This is a genomic window from Romboutsia timonensis, assembly GCF_900106845.1.
Classification (GTDB): domain Bacteria; phylum Bacillota; class Clostridia; order Peptostreptococcales; family Peptostreptococcaceae; genus Romboutsia; species Romboutsia timonensis.
In genome coordinates this window covers 67,053-86,645 of sequence record NZ_LT629862.1, presented here as the reverse complement: position 1 = coordinate 86,645, position 19,593 = coordinate 67,053, and the positions used below count along the sequence as shown (strand labels likewise).

The 19,593-nt window shown below is 28.0% G+C and carries 20 protein-coding genes; 14 read left to right on the top strand and 6 right to left on the bottom strand.

Features of this window, described 5'->3' with window-relative positions:
* The first annotated feature begins 29 nt into the window (after positions 1 to 29).
* A complete protein-coding gene (locus BN7997_RS14560; protein ID WP_071121550.1) occupies positions 30 to 398 on the top strand; it encodes a YtxH domain-containing protein in 369 nt (122 codons plus the stop codon).
* Between the two features lies 1 nt (position 399).
* Positions 400 to 732 (top strand): hypothetical protein, encoded by a 333-nt coding sequence (locus BN7997_RS14555; protein WP_071121549.1) that lies wholly within the window; start codon positions 400 to 402, stop codon positions 730 to 732.
* A gap of 127 nt (positions 733 to 859) precedes the next feature.
* On the opposite strand, the gene BN7997_RS14550 is transcribed toward BN7997_RS14555, so the two are convergent.
* Both BN7997_RS14550 and BN7997_RS14545 read right to left on the bottom strand, forming a co-directional pair.
* Entirely contained in the window at positions 860 to 2,236 is a 1,377-nt protein-coding gene (locus BN7997_RS14550; protein WP_071121548.1) for an MATE family efflux transporter, read from the bottom strand.
* A 131-nt stretch (positions 2,237 to 2,367) separates the two neighbouring features.
* Complete coding sequence (locus BN7997_RS14545; RefSeq protein ID WP_071121547.1) at positions 2,368 to 4,281, bottom strand: ABC-F family ATP-binding cassette domain-containing protein; 1,914 nt, start codon at positions 4,279 to 4,281, stop codon at positions 2,368 to 2,370.
* A 124-nt stretch (positions 4,282 to 4,405) separates the two neighbouring features.
* Between BN7997_RS14545 and BN7997_RS14540 the strand changes: the two genes are divergently transcribed.
* On the top strand, positions 4,406 to 5,035 hold the full coding sequence (locus tag BN7997_RS14540) for a redox-sensing transcriptional repressor Rex (RefSeq protein ID WP_071121546.1): 630 nt from the start codon (positions 4,406 to 4,408) through the stop codon (positions 5,033 to 5,035).
* Positions 5,036 to 5,090: 55 nt separating this feature from the next.
* Here the strand turns inward: BN7997_RS14540 and BN7997_RS14535 are convergent, their stop codons facing one another.
* A complete protein-coding gene (locus BN7997_RS14535) occupies positions 5,091 to 5,261 on the bottom strand; it encodes a DUF362 domain-containing protein (protein WP_071121545.1) in 171 nt (56 codons plus the stop codon).
* Between the two features lie 955 nt (positions 5,262 to 6,216).
* On the opposite strand from BN7997_RS14535, the gene BN7997_RS14530 reads away from it, so the two are divergent.
* The 5 genes from BN7997_RS14530 (at position 6,217) to pyrE (ending at position 10,822) form a co-directional block, all read left to right on the top strand.
* Positions 6,217 to 7,311 (top strand): C40 family peptidase, encoded by a 1,095-nt coding sequence (locus BN7997_RS14530; RefSeq protein WP_071121544.1) that lies wholly within the window; start codon positions 6,217 to 6,219, stop codon positions 7,309 to 7,311.
* A gap of 294 nt (positions 7,312 to 7,605) precedes the next feature.
* The gene (gene pyrB / locus BN7997_RS14525; protein WP_071121543.1) at positions 7,606 to 8,565 is read left to right on the top strand and encodes an aspartate carbamoyltransferase; all 960 of its coding nucleotides are present in this window, start codon (positions 7,606 to 7,608) and stop codon (positions 8,563 to 8,565) included.
* A gap of 44 nt (positions 8,566 to 8,609) precedes the next feature.
* Complete coding sequence (locus BN7997_RS14520; protein WP_071121542.1) at positions 8,610 to 9,302, top strand: dihydroorotate dehydrogenase electron transfer subunit; 693 nt, start codon at positions 8,610 to 8,612, stop codon at positions 9,300 to 9,302.
* Complete coding sequence (locus BN7997_RS14515) at positions 9,295 to 10,197, top strand: dihydroorotate dehydrogenase (RefSeq protein WP_071121541.1); 903 nt, start codon at positions 9,295 to 9,297, stop codon at positions 10,195 to 10,197. The genes BN7997_RS14520 and BN7997_RS14515 overlap by 8 nt, the downstream gene beginning before the upstream one ends.
* Before the next feature lie 40 nt (positions 10,198 to 10,237).
* Complete coding sequence (gene pyrE, locus BN7997_RS14510) at positions 10,238 to 10,822, top strand: orotate phosphoribosyltransferase (protein WP_071121540.1); 585 nt, start codon at positions 10,238 to 10,240, stop codon at positions 10,820 to 10,822.
* Positions 10,823 to 10,923: 101 nt separating this feature from the next.
* Here pyrE and BN7997_RS14505 read toward each other — a convergent pair whose 3' ends face one another.
* Positions 10,924 to 11,817, bottom strand: coding sequence for a LysR family transcriptional regulator (locus tag BN7997_RS14505; RefSeq protein WP_071121539.1), 894 nt, complete (start codon positions 11,815 to 11,817; stop codon positions 10,924 to 10,926).
* 213 nt (positions 11,818 to 12,030) lie between these two features.
* Here BN7997_RS14505 and BN7997_RS14500 point away from each other — a divergent pair, with 213 nt between their 5' ends.
* The gene (locus BN7997_RS14500) at positions 12,031 to 13,056 is read left to right on the top strand and encodes a YeiH family protein (RefSeq protein WP_071121538.1); all 1,026 of its coding nucleotides are present in this window, start codon (positions 12,031 to 12,033) and stop codon (positions 13,054 to 13,056) included.
* Positions 13,057 to 13,130: 74 nt separating this feature from the next.
* Here BN7997_RS14500 and BN7997_RS14495 read toward each other — a convergent pair whose 3' ends face one another.
* Entirely contained in the window at positions 13,131 to 13,784 is a 654-nt protein-coding gene (locus BN7997_RS14495) for a deoxynucleoside kinase (RefSeq protein ID WP_071121537.1), read from the bottom strand.
* On the bottom strand, positions 13,772 to 14,440 hold the full coding sequence (locus BN7997_RS14490; RefSeq protein WP_071121536.1) for a deoxynucleoside kinase: 669 nt from the start codon (positions 14,438 to 14,440) through the stop codon (positions 13,772 to 13,774). Before BN7997_RS14490 ends, BN7997_RS14495 begins: the two co-directional genes overlap by 13 nt.
* Positions 14,441 to 14,629: 189 nt before the next feature.
* On the opposite strand from BN7997_RS14490, the gene BN7997_RS14485 reads away from it, so the two are divergent.
* The 5 genes from BN7997_RS14485 to BN7997_RS14465 all read left to right on the top strand — a co-directional run bounded on the left by BN7997_RS14485 (position 14,630) and on the right by BN7997_RS14465 (position 19,519).
* Entirely contained in the window at positions 14,630 to 15,505 is an 876-nt protein-coding gene (locus BN7997_RS14485; RefSeq protein WP_071121535.1) for a DNA-3-methyladenine glycosylase family protein, read from the top strand.
* 16 nt (positions 15,506 to 15,521) lie between these two features.
* Positions 15,522 to 17,015, top strand: coding sequence for a cardiolipin synthase (gene cls / locus BN7997_RS14480; RefSeq protein ID WP_071121534.1), 1,494 nt, complete (start codon positions 15,522 to 15,524; stop codon positions 17,013 to 17,015).
* 137 nt (positions 17,016 to 17,152) lie between these two features.
* On the top strand, positions 17,153 to 17,437 hold the full coding sequence (gene groES / locus BN7997_RS14475; RefSeq protein WP_071121533.1) for a co-chaperone GroES: 285 nt from the start codon (positions 17,153 to 17,155) through the stop codon (positions 17,435 to 17,437).
* Between the two features lie 19 nt (positions 17,438 to 17,456).
* Positions 17,457 to 19,082 carry a chaperonin GroEL gene (groL, locus tag BN7997_RS14470; protein ID WP_071121532.1) on the top strand — a complete coding sequence of 542 codons (1,626 nt, stop codon included), beginning with the start codon at positions 17,457 to 17,459 and terminating at the stop codon, positions 19,080 to 19,082.
* Positions 19,083 to 19,255: 173 nt separating this feature from the next.
* Positions 19,256 to 19,519: a hypothetical protein gene (locus BN7997_RS14465; protein WP_071121531.1), complete on the top strand. Its 264-nt coding sequence runs from the start codon at positions 19,256 to 19,258 to the stop codon at positions 19,517 to 19,519.
* The last annotated feature ends 74 nt before the right edge of the window (positions 19,520 to 19,593 follow it).

Genomic DNA, 19,593 nt, shown 5'->3' with positions numbered 1-19,593 from the left:
ATATAAAAACAAATTAGGAGGAAGAATATATGAGTTTATTACAAAAAATAGAAGAAAAAAGAAATAGACAAATAAAAAAAGATAAAAACAAAAAAATAGCTATAGCAACTGCAGGTGTGGCAACAGGAGCTGTAGTAGGAACAATAGCAGGTGTATTAATAGCACCTAAATCAGGAAAAGAAACTATAGAAGATGTAAAAGAAAAATCAAATCAAGTAAAAAATAAAATAAATGAAAATATAGAAGATACTAAATTTAAGGTAAAAGAGTCTAAAGATAAAATAAAAGAGTATTTAGCAAAAAGAAAAAATGAGAAAAGTGAAAATGAAATAGTTGAAATAGAGCCATTACAACTAATAGAAAATACTGAAGTAGCTGAAGAAAATACAGAGGTTTAAAATGTATATAGATTTAAAGATAATATATTTTATACTAGCTACATTAGGCTGTATAGCTCTTATATACATAATAATAACTTTATCTAATTTAAATAAACTTATTAAAAATTCTAATGAATTAGTAATAGATAATAAAAATAATATAAGAAATTCGTTATTAAAATTACCAGAAGTAATATCTAATTTTAATGATGTTAGTGAAAATATGAAGGATATAACTGAGGTAGCAACTGATGTTACAGCAGATTTTATTGTAACTAAAGAAAATATGAAATCAAATATTGAAGTAGTGACAGAAATACTTAATATTCTTAAAAGTATATTTGGAAAATAAAAATTGAAATATATTTAAGATTAATTTTAAAGATATCGTAAAAATATAATTAGTAGATTAAATAAGAATTATAAAACCTATACAGTAAATTTATATAATTTTACCGTATAGGTTTTATTTAATATTTTTAATTCATTTCTTTAACTATATTATTAGCCCATTTTTTAGATAAAGCTCTTGGTACACCAAATATAAACTTAACTATCTCTTCAGAATAGCTAAGAAGTACTAAAATATATATAGGAGCACCTTTGAAAGCTGCTACAAAAGTAAGTGGAATAGAAGCAAACCACATACATCCTAACTCTAGATATAAAGAATACTTTGTATCTCCACCGCTTCTTAATATACCTATTACAATAAGAGTATTAAATGCTCTTAAAGCTAACATTATACCCATTATAAAGAATATTTTTGTCATATCAGGGGCTAAATCACTTGATACACTAAACATTTTTAATAATATAGGAATATTTAATATTAATAATCCACCACAAATTAGTCCTACTATAACTACTAGTTTAGAAAACTTTTTAGCATAAATTATAGCAGTATCTATTCTATCAGCACCTAGTTCATTACCTAACATAATAGATGCACCAATACCGATACAAACAGAAGTTATAATAAAGAAATTACCTGTACTTGTAGCTATTTGGCTAGCGGCTATTGCTGAAGTACCAGCCTGTGAATAAGCTACAGAATATAGAATTGTACCAACTGCCCATGTAGTATCATTTATAAATACAGGTAAAGTTTTTGATATAAATGTATTTATAAAATCTTTGTCTATAAGTTTAAAGTCTTTTAAATTAAATTTTAATATATAATCCTTTTTTATAAAGTATACATAGCTAATTATTAGAGTAAATTCTACAATTCTAGCTATTACAGTAGCTAAAGCTGCACCTTTAACACCTAAAGCTGGTAAACCTAAATTACCAAATATTAAACAATAGTTTAATATGATATTAACTACTAGAGCTATAGAACTACAAATCATACCAAGCTTAGGATTTCTAACACTTCTAGAACCCATACTAAATACAGTACTAATAGCTATAAGTGGATAACAAAATACTATTATACTAAAATATTCTCTACATAATTTAATGACTTCAGGGTCTTTAGAGAAAATATTTATAATATTAGTTGGAAACAGAGTAGCTAAAAGTACAAATATGGCACTAAGTCCAACAGATAATAAAGTAGTAAAGCTAGTAGTCTTTTTTATATTAATTCTATCATTTTTTCCATAGAATTGAGAGATAAATACTCCAGACCCTCCAACAATACCTGATAATGCCATGTTAAATAAAAAGAAATATTGATTAGCAACCCCTATTGAGGCTACAGAAGTTTCGCCTAAACTACTTATCATAACTGTATCTATTATATTTACAGATGTAGATATAAGTTGTTGTATTATTATGGGAATACATAAGGAAATAAGTAATTTATAAAACTTTTTATTATTATCACTTAATGTAAATAATCCTTCCATTTCGTCACCTCTTTATATAAATTTTTATGATATAAATCATAACATAATAATGGTTTTATGTAACTATATAAAGACTATAATTAAAAAGAATCTCGGAACAATAATTTAATATTGTTCTGAGATTCTTTTTACTACATTAGGGACTCCCATTCTTCGTAAAGAGCTGATAATTTTTCTTCTAGACTAGCTTTTTGCAGGCTAACATCTTTAGATTTTTCAGGATTAGAGTAAACTTCTTCTTGACATAAAAGAACATCCATCTCTTCTATCTTAGCTTCAGTTTCTTCTATTTCTTTTTCTATATTTTGTCGTTTAACTCTATTTTTTTTCTCAGCTTCTCTTTGTTCTCTTTCTTTTCTTTTTTCTTCTTTAAGTTGAGTTTTTGTTTTTTCTTCTATTACTTCAACTGTATTCATTTCTTGAACTTGTTTTTTCTTTTCTATATAGTAATCATAATTTCCAAGATATTCAGTAATTCCATTTTCATCTAAAACCAATACTTTATCAACAACAGTATTTAAGAAATATCTATCATGAGAGATTGTAAATATAGTTCCTGTATAACTAGATAGGGCTTCTTCAAGAACTTCTTTAGAATCTATATCTAAGTGGTTTGTAGGTTCGTCTAGCAATAATAAGTTTGCATTAGATAATATAAGCTTAAGTATAGCTACTCTAGCTCTTTCACCACCACTTAAAGTTGATATCTTTTTAAATACTTCTTCACCTTCAAATAAAAATGCACCAAGCATAGTTCTTAAAGATGTTTGAGTTAATTGTTTGTTATCTTCCCAAATTTCATCAATAATAGTATTATCTAGATTAAGTGTTTTTTGCTCTTGGTGGAAATAAGATACGTTAACATTAGTTCCGAACTTTATGTCTCCAGATAAAGGAGTAATCTCATTCATAATTATCTTAAATAAAGTTGATTTTCCAATACCATTAGCACCGATAAGAGCAACCTTTTCTCCTCGGTATATATCTAAATTAAGATCTTTAAATAAAATTCTTTCTCCATACCCCATAGATATATCTCTTAATTGTAGAACATCATTTCCACTAGTAACAGAAGGGTTAAACTCTATTTTAGCTTTTTTTCTATAAGCCTCAGGTTTATCTAATACATCAACTTTTGCTAAAGCTTTTTCTTTACTTCTAGCTCTCTTTAAATGTTTTTCTCGACCGAAAGCTTTAAGTCTTTCTATTGATTCTTCTTGTTTCTTTATATCCTTTTGTTGATCTTCAAACTTCTTTAACTCTAGTTCTTTTTCTATAGCTGAAGCTTTAATAAAATCAGAATAATTACCATTGTAAGTTTTTAATTTTTTATTATGAATTTCGAAAATTCTATTTACAACTTGATCTAAGAAATATCTATCATGGGAAATTAATATTACAGTCCCTTTATATTGCTTTAAGAAAACTTCTAACCATTCTATAGCTTCCGAATCAAGGTGGTTAGTAGGCTCATCTAATAAAAGTAAAGTAGGTTTCTTTAAAAGAAGTTTACCTAATAAAACTCTAGTTTTTTCCCCTCCGGAAAGAATACTAATAGGTTTATCCATATCTTCATCGCTAAAACCTAATCCTTTTAAGACACCCTTTGCTTCTGATTTATATCCGTACCCATTCATATCAGAAAATGCCTCTAATTTATTAGAATACTCATTCATAAGCTTTTCTAGAGTGGTAGAGTTTGTATTTGAGCTTTCTTCAGAAATTTTGTGTTCTAAATCCCTTAGGTATTTTTCCATTTCTATTACATCTTTGAAAACTTCAAGAACTTCTTCAAGGATTGTATTTTCAGAATGGAAATTTGTATTTTGCTCTAAATAGCCAATTTCACAATCTTTAGAAGTATATATATCTCCGCTATCATAACCATATATTCCAGAAATTATTTTAAATAGAGTAGTTTTTCCCGTACCATTAACTCCAATTATACCGATTTTATCGTACTCATTTACTGTGAAATTTACGTTTTCTAATATAGAATCTATTCCAAAACTTTTATTTAAGTTATTACATGACAAAACAATCATAAATTTCTACCTCCTTAAACTACCTAAAATTATAATGTTTTGGTATAATATAATCAAGGATATATATTTTTTGTTTGGGAAACATAAAAAAAATGTTAAAAGTTAACTATCGGGAGGTGACAATATGGCAGAAAAAAACATATCTATGGCAGTAATAAGAAGATTACCTAAATACCATAGATACTTAGGTGATTTATTAGATAAAGATGTTCAAAGAATATCTTCTAAAGAATTAAGTGATATAATAGGATTCACAGCATCTCAAATAAGACAAGATTTAAATAATTTTGGAGGCTTTGGGCAACAAGGATATGGATATAATGTAGAAGCCTTACATAATGAGATTGGAAATATATTAGGTCTTAACAAAATATACAATGCAGTACTTATAGGAGCTGGAAATCTTGGTCAAGCTATAGCTAACTATGCTGGATTTAGAAAATCAGGATTTGAAATTAAAGCACTATTTGATGCAAACCCTAGAATGATCGGACTAAAAATAAGGGACTTTGAAGTATTAGACTCAGAAAATTTAGAATCTTTTGTTGAAGAGAATAATATTGATATAGCAATATTATGTATACCTAAAAATGGAGCACAAGATGTTGTTGATAGATTAGTAAATGTAGGAGTAAAAGGTATTTGGAATTTTGCACCTATAGATTTAGATGTTCCTAAAGGTGTGATAGTAGAAAATGTAAATCTAACAGAGAGTTTATTTACATTATCATACTTAATGAAAGAAAATGAATAAATAAAAAAGCTATCTTTATGTATAAATATACATCTAAGATAGCTTTTTATTTTTATTACTCTGGTTGAGGAGCGTCAACTGGACAAACTCCTGCACAAGAACCACATTCTATACAAGTGTTTGCATCTATAACGTATTTGTCATCTCCTGAAGATATACATTCAACTGGACATTCAGCTTCGCAAGCACCACAGCTTATACAAGCATCGTTTATCATGTAAGCCATTGTAAAATCCCCCTTATCATAAATTTAATATAATTATAGCAAAAAAAATATTTGTTTACAATTAATTTGTTGAATGTATGAAAGCTATTTATTATTATAGCGTTGGTATTTCATTAAATTAATAAAAATTATTATAAATAACTCATTGTGCTAGTTAAATTTTACAATAATAAAACTCTAACAAATATAGACCCGTAAGGTTAGCAGCATTAATCTAAATGTGGGTTAATATAATGATGGAGCTTAATAATTATTATATCTAAGAAATTGAAAATTTAATTTACTTATTTACTATAATTTATACATAAGAAGTATAAGTCAAAACTTAAATCAATAAAATAATGATTATTTAGTTATTCTTGATTTGTTAACAAATAGCATATTTTCCAAAATGTAAAGGATGCTATATTTATATAATTGATTAAAAAAATATATATATTATGTATATGAACGATATTTAACAGATACAGTTAAAAAAACTTAAAGTTTTTTAGAAAGTTTTTAAAATTAGTTTATAATATTAAGGAGTATTTTCTATTTTAAAATGAATTAATTTTCGACATAAAAAAACACATAAATGTGGAATTTATGTTATTAAATGACTTGAGACCCATAAATATCTTTACTTATAGGCATAATTGATATATAATATTAATTAAAGAATGTATTTTTAGGTGATACATTGGATAAAATAATTAATTTAATTAATTACAAATATTATATTTATACAAGATGTAAATTTAAAAATTATTATTAAAAATAGTCAGTTAATTTGTTAATATAAGAATACTATAGAAATTAAAAAGATAGATTACAAAAAAGTTACAAAAAATGTTACATATTAAAAATTTACAAAAGTCTTGTGTATTAGTATTTTATCCTAAATGATAATAGCACCTATAAAAATAACACATAAGGATATTATTTATGGTTAATTTTTGGAGGGAGAAATATTATGAAGAGAAAAATATTAGTACCAATGTTTGCATCAGTAATGGCATTATCAATGAATACAGTAGCAAACGCAGATCAAGTAGAAAACAATAACGAAAATGATAAAAATTCAGATAGAACTTTAGATTTAGGAGAATACCAAGAAACTACATATAAAACAGCAGTTGTTAAAGATGGAGTTGCTGTAAAGATAAGAAATAGTGGAGATGTTAAAACTGTTGCTTATACAGGAGATGAATTTAAAGTTATAGGAACTCAAGGAGAATGGGTTAAAGTTTCTTTAGAAGATGGAGAAGGATGGTTAGCTACTAGATACGTAGACATAAAAGAATCAATTGGATACGTTACAGGAGAAAAGGTAAACTTCAGAAAAGAAGCAAATACTGAATCTGAGGTAATAAAAGAGTTAGAGATAGGTTCTACAGTAAAGGTATTAGAAGCTAATGAAAACTGGTTGAAGGTTAAAAAAGGTGAAGATGAAGGATATATAAGAGCATTATATGTATCTGAAGAAGCACCAGTTATAGAAGTAGAAGAACCAGTTGTTGTTAATGAAACTCAAACTTCTAACACTCAAAGTAATAGAACTCAATCTTCAACAAGTTCATCGAACTCATCAAGTTCTAATAACTCTACAAATAGCAGTAATGGACAAGCTCAAAAGCCTGCTAAAAAACCTGCGCAAAATAACAATAGCTCATATAATCCACCAGCATCAAGTACATCATCTGTACAAGCTGTTTTAAATTTAGCGTACTCTAAAATAGGATGCCCATATGTTTGGGGAGCAGAAGGTCCAAACTCATTTGATTGTTCTGGATTCACATCTTATGTATTTAGAAATGCAGCTGGAGTAAGTTTACCAAGAACATCTAGCGCTCAGTCAGGATACGGAAGAACTGTAAGTAAGTCAAACTTACAACCAGGAGATTTAGTATTCTTCAATACTAGTGGTAAAGGAGTTAGCCACGTTGGTATATATGTGGGTGGAGGAAACATGATACATTCACCTTCATCAGGAAAAACAGTTAGTGTAACTAGTATAAACTCATCTTACTATAGTGCGAGATTTGTTACAGCGAAGAGAGTTTTATAATAATATGATATTACAGCCACCTATTTTTATAGGTGGCTTTTTTATATAACAATGAGAGATTATATATATTTATAAAGTGTTAATATATAAATATTAATAGAAATAATTTAATAATATGATTATAGAAATATTTATCTAAAATACTAATATAGAGAGATATTTTATTGGAATGAATTGGAATTAAATATATTGACTTTATAAAAAAAAGGTGTTAAGCTACTATCAGAATATAAAATTACATTAAAAAAAAACTTTTAAATTTAGTCCAGAGAGGCTAAAAAAGGAGGCTATAATATGTTATTAAAAGGAAGAAATTTAGTCAAGTCAGAAGACTTTTCTGTTGAAGAAATAGATCAAATATTATCACTATCTCAAAATATAATTGAGAACCCATCAAAATATTCTCGTGTGTGTGAAGGTAAATTATTGGCTACATTATTTTATGAGCCATCAACAAGAACAAGATTAAGCTTTGAATCAGCAATGTGCAGATTAGGTGGAAGCGTAGTAGGTTTTTCAGAACCTAATTCATCATCTGTGTCAAAAGGAGAATCATTAGGAGATACTATAAGAACAGTATCATGCTATGCAGATGCAATAGTAATGAGACATCCAGTAGCAGGTTCAGCTGAAGAAGCGACAAAATATACAGAAGTACCTTTTATAAATGCGGGAGATGGAGGAAATCAACATCCAACACAAACACTTACAGATCTACTTACTATAAAATCACTAAAAGGAAGTTTAGAAAATCATACAATCGGATTATGTGGAGACTTAAAAAATGGAAGAACAGTACATTCTTTAGTAAAATCTATGTCTAGATATAAAGGAATTAAGTTTATATTTATATCTCCAGATGAATTAAAGATGCCAAAGTATATAAAAGATGCTATACAAGAGCAAGGACACGCTTATTATGAAACAGATAACTTAGATGAAGTTCTAGGTAGTTTAGATATTTTATATATGACAAGAGTACAAAGAGAAAGATTTGAAAATCAAGAGCAATATGAGAAATTAAAAAATTACTATATACTAAACAAATCGAAAATGCAAAATGCTAGAAAAGATATGCTTGTTATGCATCCATTACCAAGAGTAAATGAAATAGATGTAGATGTAGATGATGATAAAAGGGCAGTATATTTCAAGCAAGCTAAATATGGAATGTTTGTAAGAATGGCATTGATAATGAAGCTTTTAGGAATTAAAGAAGTTCAAAATGATTTAGAAGAAGTAGCAATAGATTAAATATAAATTTAGACAAAACGTATGATGACAAGGGGAGAATGAATATGTATAAAGTGATTGAAAATAGATACATAGGGGAAGATATGTATCTTATGAGGGTTGAAGGTAAGTTTGAAGGAAAAATGGGTCAATTTTATATGTTAAGAGCATGGGATAAGTTTCCACTTCTTTCAAGACCAATAAGTATACATGATATAGATGAGAATAGTATAAGTTTTTTATATAAAGTTGTAGGAGAAGGTACTCAAATACTAAGCAAAGTAAAAGTAAATGAAACTATAAAACTAGAAGGTCCATATGGAAATGGATACGAAAAGGTTAAAGGTAAGGTTGCTTTAGTAGGTGGAGGAATCGGAGTGGCGCCACTTTACTTAGTTGCTAAAAATATAGAAAATTGTGATGCATATTTAGGATTTAGAAAAGAAGCTATATTAGAAGAAGAATATAAAGAAGTTTGTAAAGAAGTTCATATAGCTACGGGGGATAAATTTGTAACGGATATTTTAGATATTGAAAAATATGATTATATATTAACTTGTGGTCCGACACCTATGATGGAAAAGTTAGTTAAGATGACAGAAGGAACTAATACGAAGATAATGGTATCTTTAGAAAATCATATGGCATGTGGAGTTGGGGCATGTTTAGTATGTACTTGTAAGACACAATTTGGAAATAAGAAAACATGTAAAGATGGACCTGTATTCTGGGGAGAGGACGTGATATTTAATGGCTAATTTAGGTGTAAAATTCGGGAACATCGATTTTAAAAATCCAGTTGTTATGGCTTCGGGAACTTTTGGATTCGGCAAAGAGTATAATGAAATTTATGATATACAAAAATTAGGTGGAGTAAGTAGTAAAGGTCTTACTTTAGAAAAAAGAGATGGAAATAAAGGAATGAGAGTATGGGAGACTCCATCTGGAATGATGAACAGCGTAGGACTTGAAAACCCAGGTGTTCAAGGATTCATAGATAATGAACTACAATTTTTCAAAGATTTAGATTTAGTAAGAATAGCTAATTTAGGTGGATCAACATTAGATGATTATGTAAAAGGGGCAGAACTTTTAAATAATCAACCTATAGATATGATAGAGTTAAACATATCGTGTCCAAATGTAAAAGCTGGTGGAATGGCATTTGGTATAAAAAATGAAGTTGCAAGAGAAGTTGTAAGGGCAGTTAGAAAAGTTACAGATTTACCTCTTGTAGTTAAATTATCACCTAATGCTGAAGATATAGTTGGTATGGCTAAAGTTTGTGAAGAAGAAGGTGCAGATGGTATATCTTTAGTAAATACATTTAAAGCAATGGCTATAGATATACATAAGAGAAAACCAGTATTTGAAAATATATATGCAGGTTTATCAGGTCCTGCAATAAAGCCAATAGCTCTTAGAATGGTTCATGAGGTATGTAAAAATGTAAGCATACCAGTTATGGGAATGGGCGGAATAACTACAGCTCAAGATGCTATAGAGTTTATAATGGCTGGGGCGATGTGTATTCAAGTTGGAACTGCCAACTTCATGAATCCTAAAATAGGTCTTGAAATAATAGATGGAATAGAAGAATTCATGAAAAAAGAAGGAATAAAAAGTTTAGACGAAATTAGAGGTATATTATAATAATTAAAATAAACATATGAAAATTTTGGAGGACGTAAATATGAGTAAAGTTGATGTAGTAGAAATATTAAAGAAAAGTGATGCATTATTAGAAGGACACTTCTTGCTATCTTCAGGAAAGCATAGTAATAGATACGTTCAATGTGCAAAAGTATTAAGATTTCCTCAATATGCAGAGCAAGTATTAAGTACGGTAGTTGAGCAAATAAAAGATTTAGATATAGATTTAGTAGTAGGACCTGCAATGGGTGGAGTTATAGTTTCTTATGAATTAGGAAGACAATTAAACAAGGAGACTGTATTCACTGAGAGAAAAGATGGAGTAATGGAACTTAGAAGAGGATTTGAAGTTAAGCCAGGAGCTAAAATAATAATAGCTGAAGATGTTGTTACTACTGGAAAATCAACAATAGAAACTAAAGAAGCTTTAGAAAAATTAGGTGGAGAAGTTATAGGGGTAGCTTGCATAGCAAATAGAACTTCTAAAGATATAGGTATGCCTATATATAGTGCAATAAAGTTAGATATACAAGTTCATGATGCTGATGAGTGTCCTTTATGTAAAGAAGGAAATATAGAGTTAGTTAAACCTGGTAGTAGGGAGTTTAAAGAGCTAGGAATGTAATTAAATACAAAATGATAAAAGGACTTAGCAATTGCTAAGTCCTTATTTTTATTAAATAATATGTTTAAATTATTAAAAATATATCTATACAATTAATAAATTTACTTAGTAATGGTTAATAAATAGTTTTTAAATTCTTGTAAAAATATTTCAGTAGCTTTTGTAACATTTATATTTTTAGGTAAAATATAAGAGAAATTACGATTATAAGATTTGTCCAATTCTATAGTAATTAACTCTTTATTTTTAGCTGCAGGAGCAGCTACAAAATTAGATATTAAAGTTATACCAAGACCATTTCTAACAGCCTCTTTAACGGCATAATTGCTACCTAAAATCATTAAATTTTTTGGAAGTATTTTATTTGAGTTTAAAAATAGATTTAAGTATTCTCTAGTTCCAGAACCTTCTTCACGAGCTACCCAATTTTGATTTTGTAACAAATTAAAGGTAAATTTGTTATTAATCCAGTGAGGGTCATAAGGAACTGCTAAAACCATTTTATCTTCTGATAGATATTCTTGATTTAAATTGGGGTAAGAGGATACACCTTCTATGAATCCGATATCTAAAGTTAAATCTTTTAAATTCTCAGCAATTAAAGTCGTATTCTCGATAAGTAGATCAACTTCTATATCTGGGTATTTTTTACGAAAAATAGTCAGAAATCCAGGAAGAATATACTCTCCAATAGTTAAGCTAGCACCAACTTTTATAATACCTTTAATAGAATCTGAAATATCTCGAACTTCCATATATGTAGTATCTAAGATATGTAGAATTTCTTTTGCCCTGTTATAAAGTTTATAACCATTTTCAGTTATAACAATTGATTTATGTTTTATAGATCTATTAATCAAAGTAACACCATAGTAACTTTCTAAATTTTTTATATGTGTACTGACACTGGGCTGAGATAAATTTAAATATTCACCAGCCTTTGTGAAGTTTTTATGCTCTACTACAGCAACAAAAGTTTTTAACTCTTCAAACAATATAATACCTCCCAAACTTGATTTAATGATTATATCTATATTATACATATAGTCATTAAAAATATTAATAATTATCATATATTTTATCTATTTTACTTATAATAAGTAAACTTATATAATAATATGTGCTTAGTTTTAGAATTTATATTTATTTGATAATAATATGGAATGAATACAAACACAAATAACATTTTAAGAGGTGAGTCAGAATTTATGAGGAAAAACAATAAAATATTAAATGAAATAAAAGATATATTACCAGGACTTATAGTATCTATATCAATATCTTTAATTAGTATGGGATTATCAAAGTTTGCTCCGAGTTTAGGTGCAGGAACTATAGCAATATTTTTAGGTATGTTAGTAGGAAACTTATTCCTAGGGCAAAAAGTGTTCCAAAAAGGATATAAATTTTCTGAAACTAACCTATTATCATACTCAATAGTATTGCTTGGAGGAACTTTAAGTGTAACAAAATTAATGGAACTAGGATTTAACGGAATATTTTTTGTTATTATACAAATGACAATTACAATAGTTGGAGCGATGTATATAGGTAAAAAGTTAGGCTTTAGTCAGAACTTTAGAATGCTTATGGCAAGTGGAAATGCAGTATGTGGTTCATCTGCAATAGCTGCAACAGCTCCAGTTATAGATGCAAGCGATGAGGATAAAGGAATAGCTATTACAGTAGTAAATATAACTGGAATATTTTTAATGTTTTTACTTCCGGTTTTATCTGGATATTTATATAACCATGAAGTTGTAAGAACATCAGCTATGATAGGTGGAACACTTCAATCAGTAGGACAAGTTGTTGCTAGTGGAGAGATGGTTAATGAGCATGTTAAGGAATTAGCTACGATATTCAAAATTGTAAGAGTTATATTATTAGTTGGAGTAATATTTGTTCTTGGCCATATAAAACAAAAAACTAACCATGAAATAGTAGAAGAAGAAATATCAGATGTTAAAAAAGGTAAAATAAAAATACCATGGTATGTTATAGGGTTCTTTATAACATGTGCATTATTTACTTTAAATATAATATCACCAGAAGTATCATACTTATTTAAGGCTATAAGTAATAAACTAGAAATAATAGCATTAGCTGCAATAGGCCTTAGAGTTAATTTAAGAGAATTAATAAAACAAGGTAAATCAGTATCATTATATGCTTTATTTGTAGGTTCATTACAAGTAGTTACTGCTATAGCATTAATATCTATATTCTTATAATAATTAAAAATAATGCAATAAAAAGTATTTATTAAAACTATATGTATAAAAAGAAATACTAGGAATGTATATATTTACATTCCTAGTATTTCTTTTATTTTTTCACATAACATATCTAAATGCTCTGGATTATTTATTAAATCAACTTCATTTATGTTAACATATAAAACTGGTGACTGGTCATATTCAGAAATCCATTTTTCATATCTATTATGAAGATTTTCCCAGTATTCTATATCAACTGTTTTCTCCATATCACGACCTCTAAGATTTATTCTATGGATTATAGAATCTAAAGATCCATCAAGATATATCATTAAGTCAGGTCTTCTTAAATAAGGAACCATATCATTAAATAAATCTCTATAAGTTATATAATCCCTTTTAGTCATTTTTTCATTATCATATAAATTTCTAGCGAATATTTCTACATCTTCATATATACTTCTATCTTGTATGTTATTTAATCCGTTACTGTCTATTTCTTTTTGCTGCTTAAATCTTTGAGCTAAGAAGTATAATTGTAGATGGAAGCCCCATTTTTCTTGATCCTTATAAAAGTCTTCTAAATATGGGTTACCATCAACTTTTTCATAATGAGCTTCAAAACCAAGTCTTTCTGCAACTAATTTAGTTAAAGTTGATTTACCAGCACCAACATTACCAGCTACTGTTATGAATAAATCTCTATTTAAAGGCTTATTGCATTGATTTACTAATTTGAACATGTCGTTTTTCCTCCTAAAGTTGAAATTGCTTCCTCTACTTTATCTATGATAAATTTTCTATCTTCTTCTTTATTTAAGAAGTCTAAATTCGAATTATCAATTTCTATTATTATAGGTTCTTTACCCATAAAATTGTGTTTTATAGATAATGGGTTGAAATAATATTTATATTCCGTGCGTAATCCATCAATATAGTTTCTATCCATTTGTCTTTCAAAGCTTCTATCTCTCATTGCTATTCTTTTCATCAGAACATCTGTATTAGAATTTAAATATATTATAATATCTGGTTGAGGTAAGTCATTAACAAATATGTTGTATACCTGTTTATATCTATGGAATTGCATCTTATCAAGTGTTATACCTGCAAATATAAGGTTTTTTATTATATGATAATCACTTACAACTCCTTTAGATTTACTTAACACATTTTTTTCAGTATCTTCTAATTGTTTAAATCTATTAAATAGAAAAAATGCTTCTGTTTGCAAAGCATATTCTTTAATATCTGTATAAAATTTTGATAAAAAAGGATTTTCTTCGACTATTTCTCTTAAAAGAGTATAGCCAAAATGCTGGTTAAGTATATTAGCTAATGTAGTTTTTCCTACACCGATAGGACCTTCAACAGCTATAAATATACCTCTGTTATTCATATAAAATCACCCTCTAAAAATAATGTCTTATGTATTTTAGCAGAAAAGAAATTAAAATACTACTCTAGACTTTTTATTTTGCAGCATAATTTAAATTAATTCATTTAATTTATGAAAAATATGGGTAAATTAAAGATATAATAAATTTATAATAATTTTATAATAATTTACATTGAGGAGTATCAATTTATGAAGGTTTATGAACAAGATAATACAGTTATATTAGAAGATATAAAAGATTTTAATCCAAAGCACATATTTGAATGTGGTCAGTGTTTTAGATGGATTAAAGAAGATGATGAATCATATACAGGTGTAGCAAAAGGAAGAGTTATAAATGTTTCAAAACAAGGAGATAAAGTTTTTTTAAAAAATACTAATTTAGATGATTTTAATAATATTTGGTTTGAATACTTTGATTTAGGAACAGACTATGGAAAGATAAAAGATATATTAAGAAATATGGATGAACATTTAGAGAAAGCGACAGAATTTGGCGAGGGTATAAGAATTCTTAAACAAGATGGATGGGAAATGCTTATATCGTTCATAATATCATCAAACAATAGAATACCGATGATACAAAAAGCCATAAATAATTTATCTAGAGAATTTGGGACATATATTGGTGAATATAATGGAAAAGAATATTATGCTTTTCCAACTCCAGAACAATTAAGTAAGGCTAGCCAGGAACAAATAAGGGCATGCCAAACAGGATTTAGAGATAAATATATAAAGAGTACAACAGACAGTGTTATTCTAAACAATAAAAATATATCTGAATATACTAAGTTAAATACAGAAGAGTGCCTAAAGGAATTATTAAAATTTAATGGAGTTGGTCCTAAAGTAGGGGATTGTATAGCACTATTTGGAATGCAAAAGTATGATACTTTCCCTGTAGACGTATGGGTTAAAAGAGTTATGCAAGAATTCTATGTAGAAGAGGACCTAAGTTTACCTAAAATAAGAGCATATGCTATAGATAAATTTAAAGAATTATCTGGATTTGCACAACAGTACTTATTCTATTATGCAAGAGAGCTTGGTATAGGAAGATAATAAAAGGAGAATTTTTATGAGTGTTGGAGGTGTTTTGTTTTTAAGCTATTTAATTATATCTTATATCGCTGGTGCACTAATATCTATGACTATAATACTTGAAAATAGGGACCCTGCTAAAACTATGACTTGGCTATTAATATTTATATTATTGCCAGGCATAGGAATTGTGATATATGCGATATTTGGTAGAAATATAAGAAAAATAAAGATGCTTAGAACTCAAAAACTAGCAACAGATATAAAGGATAAAAATTTATTTGAGAACTTAGAGGAAATAGAAGAATTAGTAACATTAGAACAAAACTCTATAAGGAATAATATAATACTTAGCGATGTAGATGAGGAAGATTCTGCTAAGAAAAGAGTTATAAGTTTGTTATTAAATACAGGGGTATTTCCATTTACAACTAATAATAATATAGAAGTTTATACTGATGGAAATCAAAAATTTGAAAGACTTCTTAAAGATATAGAAAATGCTAAAGAATATATACACTTAGAATATTTTATAATAAAAGAAAGTGAAATAGGAACAAAGATAAAAAATGCATTAATTAAAAAAGCAAAGCAAGGCGTGAAGGTGAGAATTTTATATGATGATGTAGGATGCTGGAGATTTTGGTTTCATAGAAATTTCTTTAATGAAATGAGAAAGCATAATATACAAATTGAACCATTTATACCAAATAAATTTCCTATACTAGGAGGAAAGTTAAACTATAGAAATCATAGAAAGATAGTAGTAATAGATGGTTATATAGGATACACAGGTGGCATAAATATAGGTGATGAGTATTTAGGAATGAATAAAAAGTTTGGTTATTGGAGAGACACTCATATAAGAGTAGAAGGTACTTCAGTATATATGCTTCAAATGATTTTCTTAACAGATTGGTATTATACAACAAAAGAGATTCTCTTAACTAAAAGATTTTTCCCTAAAATAGGTCACTGCGGAAATAGTATGGTTCAAGTTGTAGCAAGTGGACCAGACAGTGATTGGGAGGCGATACATTATGCTTATTTTTCAGCTATATGTCAGGCTAAAAAAAGCATATATATAGAAACACCATATTTTATACCAGATGAAAGTTTATTAAAAGCTTTAAATAGTGCAGCTTTAAGTGGAGTAGATGTTAGAATTATATTCCCTAAAATAGCTGATCATAAAATTGTAAATACAGCATCTTATTCGTATTTTAGTGATATATTAAAATCTGGAGGTAAGGTTTATTTATACACGAAAGGATTTATACATTCTAAAGTTATAATTATAGATGATAAAATAACTTCAACTGGATCAGCTAATATGGATTTAAGAAGTTTTATGTTAAATTTTGAAATAAATGCATTTATATATGATAAAGAAGTAATAGATATTATGACTAAGGATTTTTTAGAAGATATGAAAAATAGTGAAGAGTTAAAATTAGAAGAGTTTAACAATAGAAGTATGATTAAAAAAGTTAAAGAATCAATAGCTAGGTTATTTTCACCTATATTATAAAAAAGTTATAAAAACTATTGAAAATTGGATATAATTAATATACTATAATAATTGTTAGCACTCTTAACTGGAGAGTGATAAAAAATATTATAGTATATTTTTATTTTTACATATAAATATTTACTAGGAGGTAAAATATGAAAATAAGACCATTAGCTGATAGAGTAGTTATAAAAAAATTAGAGGCTGAAGAAAAGACTGCAAGTGGTATAGTTTTACCAGGAACAGCTAAAGAACAACCACAAATGGCTGAAGTTATAGAAGTTGGTCCTGGTGGTATAGTAGACGGAAAAGAAATAACAATGGAGTTAAAAGTAGGAGATAAAGTTATATTCCAAAAGTATGCAGGTACTGAGGTTAAGATAGAAGGAAATGAATATACAATATTAAGACAAAGCGATATATTAGCAGTAGTTGAATAATTTAAGGGAGGGGTTAATCATGGCTAAAGAAATAAAATTTGCTCAAGATACTAGAAAAGCGTTAGAAACAGGCGTAAATAAATTAGCTGATACAGTAAAAGTTACTTTAGGACCAAAAGGAAGAAATGTTATATTAGATAAAAAATTTGGAGCACCTCTTATAACTAATGATGGTGTAACAATAGCTAAAGAAATAGAGTTAGAAGATAGATTTGAAAATATGGGAGCTCAATTAGTTAAGGAAGTTGCTACTAAAACTAATGATGTAGCTGGTGATGGTACTACAACTGCTACAGTTTTAGCTCAAGCTATAATAAGAGAAGGGCTAAAAAATGTAACAGCAGGAGCTAACCCAGTTTTAATAAGAAAAGGTATACAAAAAGCGGTTGAAGTAGCAGTAGAAGAATTAAAATCTCAATCTAGAACTATAGAAACTAAGGAATCTATATCTCAAGTTGCTTCTATATCTGCAGGAGATGAAGAAGTAGGAAAATTAATAGCAGAAGCTATGGAGATAGTAGGAAAAGACGGTGTAATAACTGTTGAAGAATCTAAGACTATGAATACTGAATTAGATGCTGTTGAAGGTATGCAATTTGATAGAGGATTTATTTCAGCATACATGGTTACAGATGTAGATAAAATGGAAGCAGTATTAAATGATCCATATATATTAATAACAGATAGAAAAATATCTAACATACAAGATATATTACCTATACTTGAGCAAATAGTTCAACAAGGTAAAAAATTATTAATAATAGCTGAGGATGTAGATGGAGAAGCATTATCTACATTAGTAGTTAATAAATTAAGAGGAACATTTGAAGTTGTTGCAGTTAAAGCTCCAGGATTTGGTGATAGAAGAAAAGCAATGCTTGAAGATATAGCAACACTTACTGGAGGAGTTGTAATATCTGAGGAATTAGGATATGACTTAAAAGAAGCAGATGTAACTATGTTAGGTAGAGCAGGTTCTATAAAAGTAACTAAAGAAGCTACTACAATAGTAGATGGATTTGGAGATAAAGTTGCTATAGAAAATAGAGTTAATCAAATAAAACATCAAGTAGAAGAGACTACTTCAGAATTTGATAAAGAAAAATTAATGGAGAGATTAGCTAAACTTGCTGGTGGGGTAGCTGTTATAAAAGTAGGAGCTGCTACAGAAGTTGAAATGAAAGAAAGAAAATTAAGAATAGAAGATGCACTTAATGCTACAAGAGCAGCTGTTGAAGAAGGTATAGTTGCTGGTGGTGGAACAGCTTTAGTTAGTGTAATACCAGCTTTAGATAAGTTAGTATTAGAACTAGAAGGAGAAGTTCAAATAGGTGCTAAGATAATAAGAAAAGCATTAGAAGAGCCATTAAGACAAATAGCTATAAATGCAGGTCTTGAAGGTGCTGTTATAACAGAAAGAGTAATTAATGCAGAGCCTGAGGTAGGATTTGATGCATTAAATGAAAGATATGTTAACATGATAGAGGTTGGTATAGTTGACCCAACTAAGGTTACTAGAAGTGCTTTACAAAATGCAGCGTCTATAGCTGGAGTATTCTTAACTACTGAAGCTGCAGTTGCAGATTTACCAGAAGCTGAACCTGCTATGCCAGGAATGGGCGGAGGAATGCCAGGAATGATGTAATAAAAAGAGTAGCGATTTGCTACTCTTTTTTATTTTTAAATTTTAAATAAAAACTTATTTAACTAAAATTAGATATTTCTTTAATGAAAGTTAGAATAATTGGAAGAGAATTTGCAAAATATATATTTGATATATTATAAATATCATAAAAGTTCACCTTAGGGAGGCATAAAATGAGCAAATTTGTTGATGAATTAAAAAAAGATATAGAAGGTATGGAAGCTCGTCATGAGCAACATAAAGAATTAAGACATGAAAAGCATGAAGAAAAGAAATTTGCTAGAGAGTTAAAGCATCAAATGAAACATGAAGAGCATGAAAAAGTTAAACAAGGTCGTAAGGTAGCTCATGAAGAAAAAAAAGAAGAAAGACACGCAAGACATGAAGAAAAGAAATTCGAAAAAGAGTTAAAACATCAGATGAAGCATGAAGAATAAAGGAAAAAAGATGGTTATACAAAATAGTAGAACCATCTTTTTCATTACATAAGATTATTTATTAAAGTATCTAT

What these genes read in the sequence shown, in the direction of transcription:
- groL (WP_071121532.1), top strand. Translation starts at nt 17,457, where the DNA reads ATGGCTAAAGAAATAAAATTTGCTCAAGATACTAGAAAAGCGTTAGAA.
- BN7997_RS14500 (WP_071121538.1), top strand. Translation starts at nt 12,031, where the DNA reads ATGAGGAAAAACAATAAAATATTAAATGAAATAAAAGATATATTACCA.
- BN7997_RS14490 (WP_071121536.1), bottom strand. Translation starts at nt 14,440, where the DNA reads ATGAATAACAGAGGTATATTTATAGCTGTTGAAGGTCCTATCGGTGTA.
- BN7997_RS14530 (WP_071121544.1), top strand. Translation starts at nt 6,217, where the DNA reads ATGAAGAGAAAAATATTAGTACCAATGTTTGCATCAGTAATGGCATTA.
- BN7997_RS14545 (WP_071121547.1), bottom strand. Translation starts at nt 4,281, where the DNA reads ATGATTGTTTTGTCATGTAATAACTTAAATAAAAGTTTTGGAATAGAT.
- BN7997_RS14465 (WP_071121531.1), top strand. Translation starts at nt 19,256, where the DNA reads ATGAGCAAATTTGTTGATGAATTAAAAAAAGATATAGAAGGTATGGAA.
- BN7997_RS14520 (WP_071121542.1), top strand. Translation starts at nt 8,610, where the DNA reads ATGTATAAAGTGATTGAAAATAGATACATAGGGGAAGATATGTATCTT.
- BN7997_RS14515 (WP_071121541.1), top strand. Translation starts at nt 9,295, where the DNA reads ATGGCTAATTTAGGTGTAAAATTCGGGAACATCGATTTTAAAAATCCA.
- groES (WP_071121533.1), top strand. Translation starts at nt 17,153, where the DNA reads ATGAAAATAAGACCATTAGCTGATAGAGTAGTTATAAAAAAATTAGAG.
- cls (WP_071121534.1), top strand. Translation starts at nt 15,522, where the DNA reads ATGAGTGTTGGAGGTGTTTTGTTTTTAAGCTATTTAATTATATCTTAT.
- pyrB (WP_071121543.1), top strand. Translation starts at nt 7,606, where the DNA reads ATGTTATTAAAAGGAAGAAATTTAGTCAAGTCAGAAGACTTTTCTGTT.
- BN7997_RS14485 (WP_071121535.1), top strand. Translation starts at nt 14,630, where the DNA reads ATGAAGGTTTATGAACAAGATAATACAGTTATATTAGAAGATATAAAA.
- BN7997_RS14550 (WP_071121548.1), bottom strand. Translation starts at nt 2,236, where the DNA reads ATGGAAGGATTATTTACATTAAGTGATAATAATAAAAAGTTTTATAAA.
- BN7997_RS14540 (WP_071121546.1), top strand. Translation starts at nt 4,406, where the DNA reads ATGGCAGAAAAAAACATATCTATGGCAGTAATAAGAAGATTACCTAAA.
- BN7997_RS14535 (WP_071121545.1), bottom strand. Translation starts at nt 5,261, where the DNA reads ATGGCTTACATGATAAACGATGCTTGTATAAGCTGTGGTGCTTGCGAA.
- BN7997_RS14560 (WP_071121550.1), top strand. Translation starts at nt 30, where the DNA reads ATGAGTTTATTACAAAAAATAGAAGAAAAAAGAAATAGACAAATAAAA.
- BN7997_RS14555 (WP_071121549.1), top strand. Translation starts at nt 400, where the DNA reads ATGTATATAGATTTAAAGATAATATATTTTATACTAGCTACATTAGGC.
- pyrE (WP_071121540.1), top strand. Translation starts at nt 10,238, where the DNA reads ATGAGTAAAGTTGATGTAGTAGAAATATTAAAGAAAAGTGATGCATTA.
- BN7997_RS14495 (WP_071121537.1), bottom strand. Translation starts at nt 13,784, where the DNA reads ATGTTCAAATTAGTAAATCAATGCAATAAGCCTTTAAATAGAGATTTA.